The organism is Lelliottia jeotgali (genome assembly GCF_977070485.1).
This window is the reverse complement of the sequence record NZ_CDRVFO010000016.1, coordinates 65,053-80,489: the sequence shown is the minus strand read 5'-3', so window position 1 is coordinate 80,489 and position 15,437 is coordinate 65,053. Positions and strand designations below refer to the sequence as shown.

16 protein-coding genes are annotated in these 15,437 nt (G+C 58.2%); 12 read left to right on the top strand and 4 right to left on the bottom strand.

The window, feature by feature from the left end:
- Nucleotides 1–24: 24 nt before the first annotated feature.
- From ACW4TB_RS21490 to ACW4TB_RS21465, 6 genes are read left to right on the top strand one after another with little or no spacing between them, the layout of a single operon-like run.
- On the top strand, nucleotides 25–1,326 hold the full coding sequence (locus tag ACW4TB_RS21490) for an MFS transporter (protein WP_455828513.1): 1,302 nt from the start codon (nucleotides 25–27) through the stop codon (nucleotides 1,324–1,326).
- Between the two features lie 31 nt (nucleotides 1,327–1,357).
- Nucleotides 1,358–1,762 carry a glucose dehydrogenase gene (locus tag ACW4TB_RS21485; RefSeq protein ID WP_279931588.1) on the top strand — a complete coding sequence of 135 codons (405 nt, stop codon included), beginning with the start codon at nucleotides 1,358–1,360 and terminating at the stop codon, nucleotides 1,760–1,762.
- An 11-nt stretch (nucleotides 1,763–1,773) separates the two neighbouring features.
- Nucleotides 1,774–3,804, top strand: coding sequence for a pyrroloquinoline quinone-dependent dehydrogenase (locus ACW4TB_RS21480; protein ID WP_012314464.1), 2,031 nt, complete (start codon nucleotides 1,774–1,776; stop codon nucleotides 3,802–3,804).
- A gap of 59 nt (nucleotides 3,805–3,863) precedes the next feature.
- Complete coding sequence (locus ACW4TB_RS21475) at nucleotides 3,864–4,616, top strand: SDR family NAD(P)-dependent oxidoreductase (protein WP_279931584.1); 753 nt, start codon at nucleotides 3,864–3,866, stop codon at nucleotides 4,614–4,616.
- A 42-nt stretch (nucleotides 4,617–4,658) separates the two neighbouring features.
- A complete protein-coding gene (gene grxB, locus ACW4TB_RS21470) occupies nucleotides 4,659–5,291 on the top strand; it encodes a glutaredoxin 2 (protein WP_042111474.1) in 633 nt (210 codons plus the stop codon).
- A 39-nt stretch (nucleotides 5,292–5,330) separates the two neighbouring features.
- The gene (locus ACW4TB_RS21465) at nucleotides 5,331–5,627 is read left to right on the top strand and encodes a winged helix-turn-helix domain-containing protein (RefSeq protein ID WP_012314461.1); all 297 of its coding nucleotides are present in this window, start codon (nucleotides 5,331–5,333) and stop codon (nucleotides 5,625–5,627) included.
- Nucleotides 5,628–5,879: 252 nt separating this feature from the next.
- Here the strand turns inward: ACW4TB_RS21465 and ACW4TB_RS21460 are convergent, their stop codons facing one another.
- A complete protein-coding gene (locus tag ACW4TB_RS21460) occupies nucleotides 5,880–6,863 on the bottom strand; it encodes a TerC family protein (protein WP_012314460.1) in 984 nt (327 codons plus the stop codon).
- A gap of 674 nt (nucleotides 6,864–7,537) precedes the next feature.
- Between ACW4TB_RS21460 and ACW4TB_RS21455 the strand changes: the two genes are divergently transcribed.
- The 3 genes from ACW4TB_RS21455 (at nucleotide 7,538) to ACW4TB_RS21445 (ending at nucleotide 9,801) form a co-directional block, all read left to right on the top strand.
- Nucleotides 7,538–8,851, top strand: a complete 1,314-nt coding sequence (locus ACW4TB_RS21455) for an SDR family oxidoreductase (protein ID WP_279931580.1) — start codon at nucleotides 7,538–7,540, stop codon at nucleotides 8,849–8,851.
- Between the two features lie 81 nt (nucleotides 8,852–8,932).
- Entirely contained in the window at nucleotides 8,933–9,472 is a 540-nt protein-coding gene (locus tag ACW4TB_RS21450) for a type 1 glutamine amidotransferase domain-containing protein (RefSeq protein ID WP_042111471.1), read from the top strand.
- Between the two features lie 56 nt (nucleotides 9,473–9,528).
- Entirely contained in the window at nucleotides 9,529–9,801 is a 273-nt protein-coding gene (locus ACW4TB_RS21445) for a hypothetical protein (protein WP_012314456.1), read from the top strand.
- 49 nt (nucleotides 9,802–9,850) lie between these two features.
- Here ACW4TB_RS21445 and ACW4TB_RS21440 read toward each other — a convergent pair whose 3' ends face one another.
- Together ACW4TB_RS21440 and ACW4TB_RS21435 are read right to left on the bottom strand one after the other, a co-directional pair.
- Nucleotides 9,851–11,065: an MFS transporter gene (locus ACW4TB_RS21440; protein WP_455828512.1), complete on the bottom strand. Its 1,215-nt coding sequence runs from the start codon at nucleotides 11,063–11,065 to the stop codon at nucleotides 9,851–9,853.
- A 78-nt stretch (nucleotides 11,066–11,143) separates the two neighbouring features.
- On the bottom strand, nucleotides 11,144–12,172 hold the full coding sequence (locus ACW4TB_RS21435) for an alpha/beta hydrolase (protein ID WP_279931573.1): 1,029 nt from the start codon (nucleotides 12,170–12,172) through the stop codon (nucleotides 11,144–11,146).
- A 220-nt stretch (nucleotides 12,173–12,392) separates the two neighbouring features.
- On the opposite strand from ACW4TB_RS21435, the gene ACW4TB_RS21430 reads away from it, so the two are divergent.
- Both ACW4TB_RS21430 and ACW4TB_RS21425 read left to right on the top strand, forming a co-directional pair.
- Complete coding sequence (locus tag ACW4TB_RS21430; protein ID WP_012314453.1) at nucleotides 12,393–13,340, top strand: AraC family transcriptional regulator; 948 nt, start codon at nucleotides 12,393–12,395, stop codon at nucleotides 13,338–13,340.
- 244 nt (nucleotides 13,341–13,584) lie between these two features.
- The gene (locus ACW4TB_RS21425; protein ID WP_279931570.1) at nucleotides 13,585–13,926 is read left to right on the top strand and encodes a cyclophilin-like fold protein; all 342 of its coding nucleotides are present in this window, start codon (nucleotides 13,585–13,587) and stop codon (nucleotides 13,924–13,926) included.
- Between the two features lie 22 nt (nucleotides 13,927–13,948).
- Here ACW4TB_RS21425 and ACW4TB_RS21420 read toward each other — a convergent pair whose 3' ends face one another.
- Complete coding sequence (locus ACW4TB_RS21420; RefSeq protein WP_254467880.1) at nucleotides 13,949–14,851, bottom strand: LysR family transcriptional regulator; 903 nt, start codon at nucleotides 14,849–14,851, stop codon at nucleotides 13,949–13,951.
- A 104-nt stretch (nucleotides 14,852–14,955) separates the two neighbouring features.
- Between ACW4TB_RS21420 and ACW4TB_RS21415 the strand changes: the two genes are divergently transcribed.
- Nucleotides 14,956–15,399, top strand: a complete 444-nt coding sequence (locus ACW4TB_RS21415) for a (R)-mandelonitrile lyase (protein WP_254467838.1) — start codon at nucleotides 14,956–14,958, stop codon at nucleotides 15,397–15,399.
- Nucleotides 15,400–15,437: the final 38 nt, after the last annotated feature.

Genomic DNA, 15,437 nt, shown 5'->3' with positions numbered 1-15,437 from the left:
CCCAATAACTACAAGGTGATGGCGATGCAAAAAGACAACCATTTTCTTAAGAAAAAACGCGTCTGGATCTACGCGTTTCTCTTCACCCTGACATTGATCAACTATGTCGACCGCGTCTCGCTCTCGGTGGCGTCCAAAGTTCTTAAGGAAGAATTCGATATCTCGCCGGTCGCGATGGGCTATCTGTTCTCGTCCTTCGTCTGGCTGTACTTTCTTGCGCTCATTCCCATGGGCTATCTCGTAGGCAGGTTCGGCCCGAAAAAGGTCAATGGCTACGGGATCGGCGTCTGGTCAGTGGCCACAGCCTGCACGGCATTGTCGACGGGTTTCATCTCGTTACTCAGTTGCCGGCTCATCATGGGTATGGGCGAAGCGACTACCTACCCCGCTGGCGCCCGGGTCATTCGTGAATGGATGCCCCTCAAAGAACGTGGTTTGGCCACCGCTGTATTCCATAGCGGCAGCCTGGTCGGCCCTGCCATCGGTGCCATCGGTTTTGGCTGGTTGATCAGTGCCTTCGGATGGCGCATCGCCTTCGTCGTTGCCGGTGCTTTGGGCTTCATCTGGTTGGCGGCTTGGTTGAAATGGTACAGCCACCCGTCAAAGGCGCCTTGGTTGGACGATGTCGAGCGCGCTGAAATCGCCGAGGGTGGCACGCCATCGGCTGATGGTCCGGAAAAATCGGTATCGCTGGGCCTCAAGGGCTTAGCCCGTTCGAGCAGCATGTGGGCAATCGCGCTTTCCCACGGCTGTGCCGTCTACGCGACCTACTTCTTTCTCACCTGGCTGCCGAGCTACCTGCAGGCCGAGAAAGGCCTGACGGTTATGTCGAGTGGCCTTTATACCGCCATCCCATACCTGGGCGCGGCCATCCTTGCCATTGTGATTGGCCGCCTGAGTGACAAGGCCATGCGCCCCGGCGCTGCCGAGACGGGCCAACGTCGCCTGGTAGTGGCCAGCGTGCTGCTCGCATCCTCTGTGATCTTCCTGGTACCAGCGATCGACAGCACATGGGCAATTCTTTTTGTGATCACGCTGTCATTGGCGACGTGCGCATCGGCGATCTCGTTGAACCTCTCACTGGTTAATGACCTGGTGCGCTCGGAAGACGATGTTGGCACCGCCGCAGGCTTTATCACTGCCGTCGGCAACCTCTTTGGCCTGCTGGCTCCGATCGTGACCGGCTACGTGGTGGCGGGTTCGGGGAGCTTTGCCCTGGCTTTCGTAGTGGTAGGCGCGCTGTTGGTTGTTGGCGCCGTCCTGTCGATGTTCTGTACCCGTCGCCCGATCGGGATAGCCACGCCTGGTCGACAGGCCATGGCTTGAATTACTTGTAAATGAAGGAAGCAGTAGCGTCATGAATCAACGTAGTAGCGTGTCCCCCAGCAAGCTCCAGGCGCAGCCTGACTTACGTACCGGCAGTAAATGGCGCCTGGCAATTGCTCTGCTGGCGTTGACCCTTGGAGTATTTGGCCTGGCTCTGTTCGGGGGTGGGGTCTGGCTGATCGCGCTAGGTGGCAGCTGGTATTACGGCCTGGCAGGTGCAGGTTGTGTACTGAGCGCCATCCTTATATGGCGTCAACGCCGCAGCGCCCTTTACCTGTTTGCTCTCATATGGGTATTGACGGTGATCTGGGCGCTTTGGGAAGTCGGTCTCAACTGGTGGGGCCTGGTGCCACGCCTGGTGGCCATGACCGTCATCCTGTTTTTGATCCTGATCGTATCTCCGGCGCTACGCCGCACTACCCGCACTGCTGCGTAACGAGGTTAGTAATGTTCACATCCGTCAAATACGGGGGCGCCCTCGCCCTCGCGATTTCTTGCGCGCTCCAGATGCAGTTCGCGAAGGCTCAGGAAATCCCCCAGGTCGGAAGCGACTGGCCATTCTACGGGGGCGATCATAACGCCCAGCGCTTCAGCCCCCTCAAGCAGATCACTCCAGAGAACGTCGGTCGCCTGGAGCGTGCGTTCGTGTACCACACCCGGGATCTACCGAACCCTGGGAGCCGTTATTCTCCGGAGACTACGCCAGTTAAGGTCGGCAACGATCTGCTGATGTGCTCTGCCAAAAACATCCTGATTTCGATCAATGCGGCAACTGGCAAAGAGAATTGGCGTCATGACCCGGGCGTACCGGATCAGGCCATTCCTCACGCGGCAGCCTGCCGGGGGGTGGCGGTGTATACCGCACCGCAGCTACCCGAAACGGCTCAGTGCCGCAGCCGAGTGGTTGAGGCCACCCTGGATGCCAGGCTGGTAGCAGTCGACCTCGGCACCGGTGAGCCCTGCAAGGACTTTGGCCAGAACGGCACTGTCGATCTCTGGGAAGGTTTGGGCAAAAAGGTCCCTGGCTGGTACGCGGTGACCGCGCCGCCGACCATCGTGAACGGTGTTGTCGTCACCGGCGCGCAGATCCGTGATGGTCAGGATGAGGATGCTCCATCGGGCGTAATTCGTGGCTACGATGCGATCACCGGCAAAATGGCTTGGGCGTGGGACCTGGGTAACCCGGACAATGTCCATGGCCCTGCCGAAGGCAGCACTTACACCCGGGGCACGCCGAACATGTGGACGGCGGCGGTGGGCGATGAGCAGCTCGGTTATGTCTATCTGCCGATCAGCAACTCCTCGATCGACTATTACGGCTCCAACCGCAGTGAGGCCGAAAACAAATATTCGACCTCGCTCGTGGCCGTGGACGTGAAGACCGGCAAGGACGTCTGGCACTTCCAGACCATCCGGCACGATGTGTGGGATTACGATCTGGGCAGCCAGCCGACGATGCTTGATTACCCGGGCAAAGACGGTAAGCCGGTACCCGCGGTGTTGCTGCCGACCAAGCAAGGTGACATCTACATCCTGGATCGTGCCACAGGCGAGCCGCTGATTCCGATCGGTGAGGTCAAGGCGCCTAAAGGGGGATCGGTGGAGCCGGCGTTTTTGGCTGATACCCAGCCTACCTCCGAATGGCACACCCTGCGCAAGGCACCGAAAACAGAAGCGGACATGTGGGGCTTCTCGCCGCTGGACCAACTGATGTGCCGTATTCAGTTCCGTCAGGCCAACTACGAGGGCTACCTGACCCCACCGTCAGTGGATCGTCCCTGGATTCAGTACCCCGGCTACAACGGGGGGTCGGATTGGGGGTCAGTAGCTATTGACCCGGTACGCAGACTGCTGATTGCCAACTACAACGACATTCCTAACCTGAACCAGCTGATACCGCGCGAGCAGGCCGACAAGATGGGGCTCAAACCCATCTACGCGCCGAAGCCCGATGAAACCGCCTTGAACAAAGCAGGCAGCAAGTCAGGCAAAGGCGAAGGCGGTGCTTCGACCTACCCGCAAGTCAACGCCCCATACGCGATCAGCGTTAATGCGGGTTGGCGCAACTGGGGAACCGGCGTCCCATGCTCGGCACCGCCCTATGGTGGAATCCGCGCTATCAGCCTTGACACAGGCAAGACCGTTTGGGACGAGCCGCTGGGTACCGCGCGCCGTAACGGGCCATTCGGCATCCCATCGCATTTGCCGCTGAACATCGGCTTGCCGAACAACGGCGGAACTGTGGTGACTGCGGGTGGATTGACGTTCGTCGGGGCGGCAACCGATAACCTGTTCCGTGCCATTGATACTGCGACGGGTGAGGTGCTGTGGGAGGACGTGCTGACGGTGGGCGCCCAGGCAAACCCGATTTCCTATGAAGTCGACGGTGAGCAGTATGTCCTTGTCTCTGCTTCCGGGCATGCCTTCATGGAAACCGGAACCAGCGACGAAATCATCGCATACAAGCTGCGCAAGTAATCGCCAAGGCGGGGCCTGTTCTGGCCCCGCTTTGCCAAAATCGTTAAAGGAGATTGAACATGGATTTAGGCTTGCAGGGTAAGCGGGTGCTGGTCAGCGGCGCCTCCCGAGGCATTGGCCGAGCTATCGTGCAGTTGTTTCTCGAGGAAGGCGCCCAAGTGGCGTTCTGTGCTCGGGGGCAAACAGGCGTTCAGAGCGCGCAACTCGAGTTTGGCGAGCGCGCTTCGGGGACTGCGGTGGATGTTACCCAGCCCGAGCATGTCCGGGCCTGGGTCAATGAAGCAGCGCAGCATATGGGCGGGCTGGATATCGTCGTGCCCAACGTCAGTGCTTTGGCTGGGGGTGATGACCTGGAGACCTGGCGGCGAGCGTTCGACACCGACCTGTTGGGCAGTGCAACGATGGTCAAAGCCGCCCTGCCCGCCCTTCGTCAATCACAAGCGGCAGCGGTCGTGCTCATATCGAGCGTCTCGGGGCGCGAGGTCGATATGTTCGCAGAACCCTATGGCGTTCTGAAGGCAGCCTTGCTTCACTACGGCAAGACCCTCTCGGTGCGCCATGCCCATGAGGGTATCCGCGTTAACTCCGTTTCTCCAGGCAATGTGTATTTCCCTGAAGGCGTGTGGGGAGATATAGAACGAGAACAACCCGATACCTTCGCCAAATCCCTGGCCGAAAACCCGATGGGGCGTATGGCTACTCCGGAAGAGGTCGCTAAAGCGGTGGTGTTCCTGGCCAGTCCCGCGGCAAGTTTCACAACCGGTACCAACCTTCTGGTCGATGGTGGCCTGACGCGCTCAGTGCAATTCTGAGTGCCCGCCTCGGTATTGGCTCTAGGAGCGAGAATCGACGTGATGAAACTTTATATCTACGAACACTGCCCCTTCTGTACGCGCGCCCGCATGATCGTTGGGTTCAAGCGTCTCCCGGTAAGGCTTGAAGTCATCATGGAGGGTGATGCTGATACACCTACCCGCCTGATCGGCAAGAAAGCCGTGCCGATCCTGCAGAAGGAGGATGGCAGTCACATCGGCGAGAGCCTGGACATTGTTCGGTATCTCGACGGCATAGGCCCACCCGCTCTGGTCGCACCGCAAAATCGCGCACTCGACGCATGGGTCAAGGAAGCTTGGCCGACCGCGCTCAAACTTTTTATCCCGCGGTTCGTACACGGGCAGTTTGCGGAGATCGCCACGCCAACCGCGAGGGAGGCTTACCGCCGGCGGGAAGAGCAAGCCTTCGGTGACTTGGAGGTGCTACGGGAGCAAACGCCGAAACTGGCCGCTGAAATGCAACCCCTGCTTGATGCCCTGGCCCCATTGGTAGCAGATAGAGCGACACTCGGAATCAACGACATTACCCTCTGGCCCGTGTTGCGATCGCTGTCCATCGTCCAACAGATAGCGTTTCCGCCACAGGTGCTCGGTTACATGCAGCGGCTGAGTGCGTCATGTAATGTTCCCCTGCTGTTCGGGCAAGCAGCGTGATTTTCCGATGGCCTGCGAGTCTTGAAGGCGCCAGCTAAGATGCTGACGGTGGACGTCAGCCGCCGTGTGGTGAGCTTCAATCAGCTTCACTTCCCCGTCAAAGCTACGCCCAGCCGGATTTTGACATTGCTTTTGCGCAACCAAGGGCATGTCGTGAGCAGACCGACGATTTACAGAGAAATCTGGGGGTACCAGTTCGATCCTGGTACCAAGATCATCGACGTGCAGATTTGCTATCTGAGAAAGCTACTGAAGGCCTTGCAGGCGCCGGTCGAGATCAAAACCTTTCGGGGCAAAGGCCTTTGCCTGCAGGTAACTGTGGGAAGACCGGCGTGACAGGGGTGTTTGGCGTGCCGGATGAGGTTTTCAGTGATTTGATCGCCTCATCTTCAGCTGCCCTGTGAACCGAGCCGTTGTTTATCGGGCATCACATTGCGGGGACTTTTCTTTCACTTAAATTTCACAGGGCTCGAGCGAACCTAAAGCTACCCCTATGTGTGATAGACCTTGCCCGCCTAGCAGCGGGCTTTCTTTTGCCGGCAAATTACGGAAGCACCATAGCGCAGCCGTTCGAAAGCCCCGGGTGATCTACTGAGCTTTTTCGGGCTCTCTGGTTTTCCAAAGCGAAAGCAAGACCCCGCCAACCAGAAGGCCAATTGTAACGCTCAAAGATATTTCAGCTGGCACTTTACCAACGATGTCATGAAGAAAGATTTTAGCGCCGATAAAGACAAGCACTAAAGCCAAGGCGTACTTAAGGTAAGCGAAGCGATTTATCATGGCGGCCAATGCAAAGTAAAGTGCTCGCAAGCCGAGAATAGCAAAGATATTTGACGTGTAGACGATGAACGGATCCTGTGTGATAGCAAAAATCGCAGGTACGCTATCAACAGCAAAAACCAAATCCGCACACTCGATGAGAATGAGGGCGAGGCATAACGGTGTCACCCATAGCACTTTTTTACCTGAGGGGTCAGGCAAACGCACTACAAAACGTTGACCATGCAATTCTTTGGTTATGCGTAGATGCCTGCGCAGATACTTGACGAAACGATTGTTTTCCAAATCAGGCGCATGATCGACGCGCGCGAACAGCATCTTCATTCCAGTAAAAACCAGGAACGCGCCGAAGAGGTAGAGTATCCAACTGAACTGCGCGATGAGCGCAGCTCCGAGACCTATCATGATGGCCCTCAAGACGATGACACCCATAATGCCCCAGAACAGGACTCGGTGTTGAAACTCTCTAGGGATGGCCAAGAAGCTGAATATGAGCGCAATAACGAAAACGTTATCCATGGACAGGGACTTCTCGATCAGGAAACCTGTCACGTAGTCCATGCTGGCGTCGCTTCCTTTCTGGAAGTAAACCCAGACTGCGAACAGAAGCCCCATGCTGATGTAGCCCGCAGACAGCAATAAGCTTTCTTTGACTTCTATCTCCCGGCTCCCTCGATGTAGGACTCCCAAGTCAAGAATCAAAAGGGTCAATACAACAGCAAAAAAAGAAAGCCAAAGCCACAAGTCCGTGCCAAGGACGTCTTGAAAGAGAAACGCATTAAGGGCAGACATGAGCCCCTCCTTTATAGTCGTAGTCAAAACAACTATGACTCCGACATGGCGGCTGCTAACCGTCAGAGGGGCCCGGCGTCACAAGACAAGGTTTTACCGGGCACGAAAAAACTGCAAGAAGGAAAATTTTTCTAATCATTTCTTGTGTGAAACGATAGCCGTCTTGAGTAGCTATCAGCTGGGCAGTTTTACCCACGTGTATTGAAATGCGAGTACAATTCATTACGTGAACAATTCAAGTGCCCGGATAAGTTTGCAATGGTTGGCACTATCCCTTGCTGTGTTCAGGGGGATGGGCCCGTACCGCGCTTGATGCCCTGCGTGATATCGCTGCTGGTTCCAAGAAACCCTTTACAGAGGCCATGATCAAAACTTTCCCGTGCCGCAATGCGCTAAATACCCTGCTGCCCGAGGTGGTCATGGTACTGACAGAGCAAGCTGCCCGTAGCGTGGCTGGCGGCCAAGCTGTTCAGCCAGTACTTCAGATGCGCGGTATCGCAATCGAGCAGCTCGATAATCAGAGCATCGGGCTGTCTGGTCTCCAGCGCTGCACACGCTGCGCAACCGTTAGCTGATACCGCCTGCCCTCTCCTCTGAACTTTGCTGCCTCTGCAGCATTCAGCTGCCTTAGCCACACAACACATTGCAGGCATTCATGAGAAGGGGTTTCTACCATGATCGATCAAGCGACAGGCATGAAACCAGGCGAACGCTACTGCGTGGAGAACGTCGAGCGCGCTCATCAGTTCCCTGGCTTCTTTCAAGACGGCAAGTACTACCTTGGCCCCGAGCTGCTCACGGCAGTCGGATGGCTTGAAGGGACGAAGTTCATCTATGACAGTCTGGATGCGCAAGGTGAACCGGCCTTCCCGGAGCGGGTGGCGGGCACCATTGAGGGCATGAAGCTGGTGCTGGTCGACGGCACTGCACTGCAGCTCTCGAAGATAGCACCCAGTGATACCCTCCTACCTACGGCTGGCAACATCGAGCAAGCCTCACAGCCTGACGAACCTCCGGGAAAGGGCCCGTTGCGCGGCAAAGTCGTGGTCATCACTGGCGCATCGAGTGGTATAGGCAGGGCTGCCGCGCATGCCTTCGCTTGCAAAGGCGCACGGCTGGTGCTCGCCGCACGCGATGAGCAAGCGTTGTTCGATGTTCTGGACGAATGCACCGACTGTGGAACAGACGCGGTGGCAATCATCACCGACGTCACCCGTAGCGATCAGGTGCAAGCGCTGGCCACGCAGGCGGCCGAATTTGGCCATGGCCGGATCGATATCTGGGTCAACAACGCAGGCGTTGGCGCGGTGGGCAACTTCGAGCAAACGCCCCTGGAAGCACATGAACAGGTCATTCAGACCGACCTGATCGGTTACCTGCGCGGGGCCCACGTGGCCCTTCCCTATTTCAAGGCCCAACGCAGCGGCATCCTCATCAACACACTGTCCCTGGGAAGCTGGGTTGCCCAGCCCTACGCGGCGGCCTATTCGGCAAGCAAATTCGGCCTGCGCGGCCTGACCGAAGCGCTGCGCGGAGAATTGACGGAGTTCCCAGACATCCACGTCTGCGACATTTATCCAGCGGTCATGGACACTCCAGGCTTCAGGGATGGCGGCAATTACACCGGCCATGCGCTCACGCCACCCGGGCCGATCTACGATCCGGAGCGGGTAGCCAAGGCCATGGTAGCTACCGCCATCTCCCCACGCGCCAACACCACGGTGGGCGCTGCCGCTCGCCTTGCTCATCTGGCGAGCTACGTCGTTCCGCGCCTGGCGCTGGTTTCAGGGTGGCTGACACGCAGGGCCTTGAACCGCAGCCCCAATGCAGAGGTTTCTTCCGGCAACCTGTTCGAGCCACCGAGTGGCCGGCGCAGCGTGGACGGTGGCTGGAAATCCAGCAACGACATGCCGTTGTGGGTCGTGGCGGCAGCCCTCGGGGTCATCGCCGGGCTGGCCGTCACCCGCTCGCAACGCAGGCGCCGTTAAGCACACCGTTGAGCATCGAGCAGGAACTTTGCCCGCCATCGCGGGCCCCTATTGAAGGTCTATCGGTAAAGGAGATGAATGATGAATGCGCAACTGAACGGTAAGCGTGTGGCCTTTCTGGTCACCGACGGCTTCGAGCAGGTGGAACTGACCGGCCCTCGTGACGCTTTGGAAAACAGCGGCGCGGTGGTCGACATCCTGGGGGAAAAGGAAGGTACGGTACGTGGCTGGAACCATGACAAGCCCGCCGACGAATTCGCCGTGGATGCCACTTTCGAGAGTGCCCAGCTCGATCTTTACGATGCTCTGGTGCTGCCCGGCGGCGTTCAGAACTCCGACACGATTCGCTTGATTCCCGGCGCGCAAAAGCTGGTGAAAAGCCACGACGCAGCAGGCAGACCGCTGGCTGTCATCTGCCACGGTGCCTGGCTGCTGGTATCGAGCGGGTTGGCCAAAGGCAAGCGGATGACCAGCTACAAGACCTTGCAGGATGATATTCGCAACGCCGGCGGCTCGTGGGTGGATGAACAGGTAGTGGTGGATGGCAACCTGATCAGCAGCCGCCAGCCGGACGATATTCCCGCCTTCAATGAGCAGTTGATCAAAGCGTTGGCAGGCTGAATTTTGCGGACCTGCGCAGAGCGTGAACAGCAGCGAAACGATTGGGATCGGGCCTGATGGAAGACTGGATCGGTTTGTTGGAATGGCCCGCCATGGCTGTCACGGTGTTGGCAGCGTGGTGTATAGGCTCGCGCCGTCCCGGCCGGCGTAAAGTGGGGTTCTGCTGCTTCATCGCCAGCAACCTGCTGTGGTCGGTCTGGGGCTTGCACGCTCAAGCGTGGGCTTTGATCGTGCTGCAGGTCGTGCTGTGCCTCATGAACCTGAGGGGATGGAGGAAGAACAAAATTGCGTCAAAGGGGACGCAAGGGGCCCATTCTCGACCTGCATGATCGGATTCGCTACGGATACCGCCGATTAAGTCAAGCCGGGCACATCGGCTTACTGGCTTGCTCCATGCGGTGTAGGACTTGTACTTGGCAACTTGCGATCAGTGACAGTACTTAGCGCGGTTGCCACCAGCAAAAATACACCGCTGGCCAGGAATGTGGCTTGATAGCCGAATCCGTCGTACAGCACTCCGCCCACAGTTGCACCCGCAGTGATGGCCAACTGAATCACTGCGACCATCAAGCCACCGCCGGCCTCCGCCTGATGCGGCAATGCCTTGGCCAACCAGGTGAACCATCCCACCGGAGCACAGGTGGAGACCAGCCCCCAGATACCGAGCAAAACAGCTACAGGAACGACCCAACTACCGACCATGATCACGGCGAAAGCGATGGCAGTCATGATCAACGGTACTCCCAAAAGAACGCGGTTCAGGTGTCGACCAACGAGCGTGCCAACTACCATCGTACCGACCAGCCCTGCGGCGCCGATTACCAGCAGCAGAAGCGAGAGCGTGGGCACATCCACATGCGTGACCGTTTCCAGGAAGGGCCGCAGATAGGTGAACAGTGTGAACTGCCCCATGAACAGGAATGCAACTGCCGCCATGCCGAGGGCGACCCTGGAGTCTGCCAGCAAACGCAGGGATCCGGTTGCTGACGCGGCCTTGCGCTCGCTCGGCATCGCTGGCAGCGTGAAGGCTTGCCACATCAACGCCAATGCGGCCAACGGCAGGACGCAAAAGAACGCCCCTCTCCAGCCAATCATGCCGCCCAGGTAGCTTCCGACCGGCGCCGCGATTGCCGTAGCCAACGCGGTACCGCCCTGCATTACGGCAATGGCCTTGGGAACGAGCCGTTCGGGTGCGATGCGCATCATCACCGCTGTGGACATCGACCAGTACCCACCGATCGCGATTCCTAGCACGGCGCGCCCCACCATCAATGTCAGGTAGTTCGGGGCGAATGCCACCATCCCCCCGGAAATCAGCATCAGCGCGGTCGTGGCCAACAGGACAGGCTTACGGTCGATCCCCTGGGTCATGGACGCCAGCATCAGGCTAGTGACGACGGCAAAGAACCCCGAGATGGAAATGGCCTGCCCAGCCTGGCCTTCAGTGAGTGACAAATCGGACGCTATCGGAGTGAGCAAGCTCACTGGCAGGAACTCCGAAGCCACCAGCGCGAAGGCACAGAGCGACATCGCCAGGACAGCGCTCCAGACCTGACGGCTTGTATGTTGAAGGTGTATTGCAGGGCTGCTCATAACGGATCTCGGTTTAACAATTTCAAAGACGCAGGTGCCCAGGCCCAGGGCAGAGGCTGGGCCTGGCGATGGCGTCAGTTACTTGAGGTGTTCGCCAAAGAAAGACGTCAGCTTGCCGAAGGGAATCAATGCGACGCGGTCATAGAGATCGACGTGGCCAGCGTCCGGTACGATCACCAGTTCCTTGGGTTCGCCGGCAAGGCGATACGCCTCTTCACTGAACTCACGGGAGTGTGCGCCCTCTCCCGCGATGAACAGCATTGGGCGTGGCGAGATCGTCTCGATGTCATTGAACGGGTAGAAGTTCATGAACCGGACATTACTGGTCAGCGTGGGATGCGTCGTCAGAAGCGGCGACAACCCTTTGGGGGTGAACTCCCCCCGTGGCGTGCGGTAGAAGTCGTAAAACTCGCGTTCGATGGCATTGGAGTGCTCGGTCAGCTTGTCGACCGTGCCACTGGTGTACAGGGTGTCACCGCCGGCAAACTCGACATCACGCTGAGCTGCTGCTTCAGCAATGGCCTTCTTGCGTTGCTCGACCGTTACCGCGTGCTTGAGGCCGTTGCGATTGGCGGCGCCCATGTCGTACATGCTGACCGTTGCAATGGCTTTCATTCGAGGATCAATCTTCGCCGCACTGATGGCAAAGCTGCCACTGCCGCAGATGCCCAACACGCCGATCCGGTTGCGATCAACGAAACCCTGAGCACCGAGATAGTCGACCGCCGCACTGAAGTCTTCGGCATAGATGTCCGGCGATACCAGGTTACGCGGACGCCCGTCACTTTCCCCCCAGAACGATAGATCGATTGCCAGGGTGACGAAGCCCTGCTCTGCCAGCTTCTGGGCGTAGAGATTCGCGCTTTGTTCCTTAACCGCGCCCATCGGATGGCCGACGATGATGGCGGGATAACGGGTATTGGGTTTCAGGTTTTCAGGAACGAACAGGTTGCCGACCGTATTCATCTGAAACTGGTTTTTGAAGGACACCCGTTCGAGTGATACCAGGTCACTCTTATAGAAATTGTCGGCTCCATGGGACATATCGGCGGCTCCTGCAGTGAGTGAACTGGCCATCAAGGCAAACGCTACGAACAAAGACTTCATGCACTCATTCCTGTCTGCTCGAAATGGAAATGGTGCGAGGGGCATGCTCTGCTGAGCACACTGGCCACCTCGCCTATAGCCATCTTCGTCGCACAAACCGCTTCATCAGTAGAGCAAACGGGTAGTTTTATTGCCTAAATCTCCAGTTCGTACCGGCTGGGCATGGACAGATGACGCAACGCGCCCGTAATGTTTTTCACAAGATCATCGGAAGCTTCCCATGCCTGCCACCACACAACCGCGCCCCCCTGCGAACCCGCTGGCCACGCTGTGCGAGGTAATCGGCGCACACGCGCCCACAGCTGGCGACTTCACGACACACATCGCGGACCTCAGCGTCTACCGGCGTAACGCGCCGGCCCCACCGATTACCTGTATCGTCGAGCCGAGTATCGTGCTGGTGGTGCAGGGCGCAAAGGAAATGGTCATCGGTAGCGAGGTCTTCCCCTACGACACGAGCCGCTTTCTGGTCACCTCGCTGAACATCCCCGCTAACTCGGCGGTGACGATGGCCAGTGAGCAAGCCCCTTGCCTCGGCCTGGTGTTCAAGCTCGACCTGCGCACACTGGCGGAACTGATCGCACAAGATGGTCGTCTTGCGGTGAGTGGTCAGACCTTTCACACCAGCGCTGGGGTGGGTGAATTGAGCCCGAAGTTACTGGAGAGCTTCAGCCGCCTGATCGAGCTGCTCGAGGAGCCCGATGCGATACCTGTGCTCTGGCCACTCATTCAGCGGGAAATCCACTACCGTTTGCTGCTGAGTGACCAGGCCCCCCTCCTGCGCTACATCGCCTCCGTGGGCAGCAAGGGCCACCGAATCGCCAAGGCCATCGACTGGATGAAGCTGAACTACGCCGCGCCGCTGCGAGTGGACGAGCTGGCCTCCCAAGTGCAGATGGGACTCTCGACCTTCCACCAGCATTTCCGCCAGCTGACCGCTATGAGCCCGCTGCAATACCAGAAATGGCTGAGGTTGAACGAGGCGAAACGGTTGATGCTCAACGAGCATCTGGATGCCGCCACCGCTGCCTTCAAGGTCGGCTATGAAAGCCCCTCGCAGTTCAGCCGCGAGTACGGGCGCCAGTTCGGCACACCGCCAAAGCGCGATATCGCAGAACTGCGCCTGAGCGCGGAAAGATCAGCTGCCTCCACACCCAGCGTGCCCTGAGCCCAGCGCTCAGGAAACCGTCCAATTCGCGATGCAAGGATATGCAATGACAAGGAACATCCCCAGAAGGTCTTTACTGCTCACAGTCGAAAAACCCGCGCCCTCTCGATGGGCTAGCCTGCGGTCCCTTGTTTTGGTGTACGGATTGTCAGTGTTGGGTTTGGCGCAAGCAAACACGGCCAGCGCAGCTGATCCTCGAACGGTAGGGATTGGCGAAGAGAATTTACAGCAGCGGACCCCCCATATGCAGATGGCAGTAGGCGAGCATCTTTATACGATCACACTGGATGACACCGAAACGGGTCGTGCCTTCGCCTCGTTGGCACCCCTGACGCTCGCAATGACCGACCTCAACAGCAACGAAAAGCATGCGGATCTCATGGTGTCCCTTCCCAGGAATCCCAAAGCCCCAGGGATGATCACCGCTGGGGACCTCATGCTCTATGGATCGAAGACCCTCGTGGTGTTCTACAAGACGTTCCAGACACCCTACTCCTACACGCGAATCGGGAAGATTGAAAACCCCGATGGCCTGGTTCAGGTGCTCGGGCACGGCAACGTAAGGATCGAATTCTCCCGGCACTGAAGAACCGGAGAAGGTACTGACCTCATGTAGGAACCGCCTCGCCCCGGAGTGCTTCCAGAACCACCTTGAAGGCAGCCGTTTGCTGCCGGCGTGTAGGGTAATAAAGATGATAGCCTGGGAAAAATTCTGACCATTCACCCAATACCTCTTCTAGCGCGCCGCTGTTGATGTACGCCTGCGCGTGCGCATCGGTCACCTGGGCCAACCCTACCCCAGCCAAACAGGCATCGAGTATCTGCAGCGAGCTGTTCATGACCAGGGGCCCTTGCACCCGGACGCGAAAATCCTGGCCATCGCTGCTGAACTCCCAGGGATAAAGCCCGCCGTGCGTCGGCAACCGCAGATTGATGCACCGGTGGGCCATCAATGCTTCAGGCCGCTGGGGTACGCCGTAACGCTTCAGGTAGGCAGGTGAGGCTACGGTAACCATACGCATGGGCGGCCCGATTGGCACCGCCACCATGTCAGCATCGATGATGCCGCCCAGGCGCACCCCTGCATCTAGTCGTTCGGCGACGATATCCGTCAGGCCGTAATCAGTCATCAATTCAACCGTGATGTCAGGATAAGACTCGATTACCGGTTGTAGCTTCGGCCAAAGAACGTGGCTTGCTGCGAATTCGTCAGCGGTGATGCGCACCGTCCCTGACGGGTGCTGCCCGAACGCCGTCAGCGCATCAAGATGCCCATCTATTTGATCCAACAGTGGCGCGATATCTTCCAATAGCCGCTCTCCGGCTTCCGTTCGTGTAACGCTTCGGGTGGTGCGCGTGAGCAGACGCACGCCAAGGCGCTCCTCCAGCCCTCGAATTGTCTGACTAACGGCAGAGGGTGATACGCCCAGACGCGCCGCCGCTCGGGTGAAATTACTCTCTCTGGCCACGGCCACGAAAACCGCCAGATCGCTCAGATTGCCTGCCTTCATTGTTAAGCCCAGCTTCAAACCGATTTCTTGATTTTGCCAATATTCGGATTAAAGCGCGGCCGCTACAGTTCTCTCAACCAGATTCTTTGAGAGGTTCAACCACCATGGCAGAAAACAGCCTTTCCAATACCGGCATGGAGATTCACCGTGCTGACGCGGCCAAGGCCATCCAAGGGCCTGCGCAATGGTTCACCGGCCGCGTGCGCATCGACAGAGTCTTTACGGCATCAGCCCCTGCTCGCGTTGGCGTTGCGGTGGTCAACTTTGAGCCGAATGCTCGTACCCACTGGCACACCCACCCTCTCGGCCAGGCCCTGCTGGTTACCGATGGCGTGGGTTGGACGCAATGCGAGGATGGACCAAAGACCGAGATCCGCAAGGGCGATCTGGTCTGGTGCAACTGTGGTCGACGTCACTGGCACGGCGCGACCGATACCACGGCCATGCAGCACGTTGCGATCAATGAGTTGCTCGATGGCAAGGCCGTGGATTGGCTAGAGCCAGTAACTGATGACGTCTTTCTGAGCGGCCCGATCAAAAAAGACTGAAGCTAGGCGCGACAGTACATCAATGGCAGCGAGGCCCT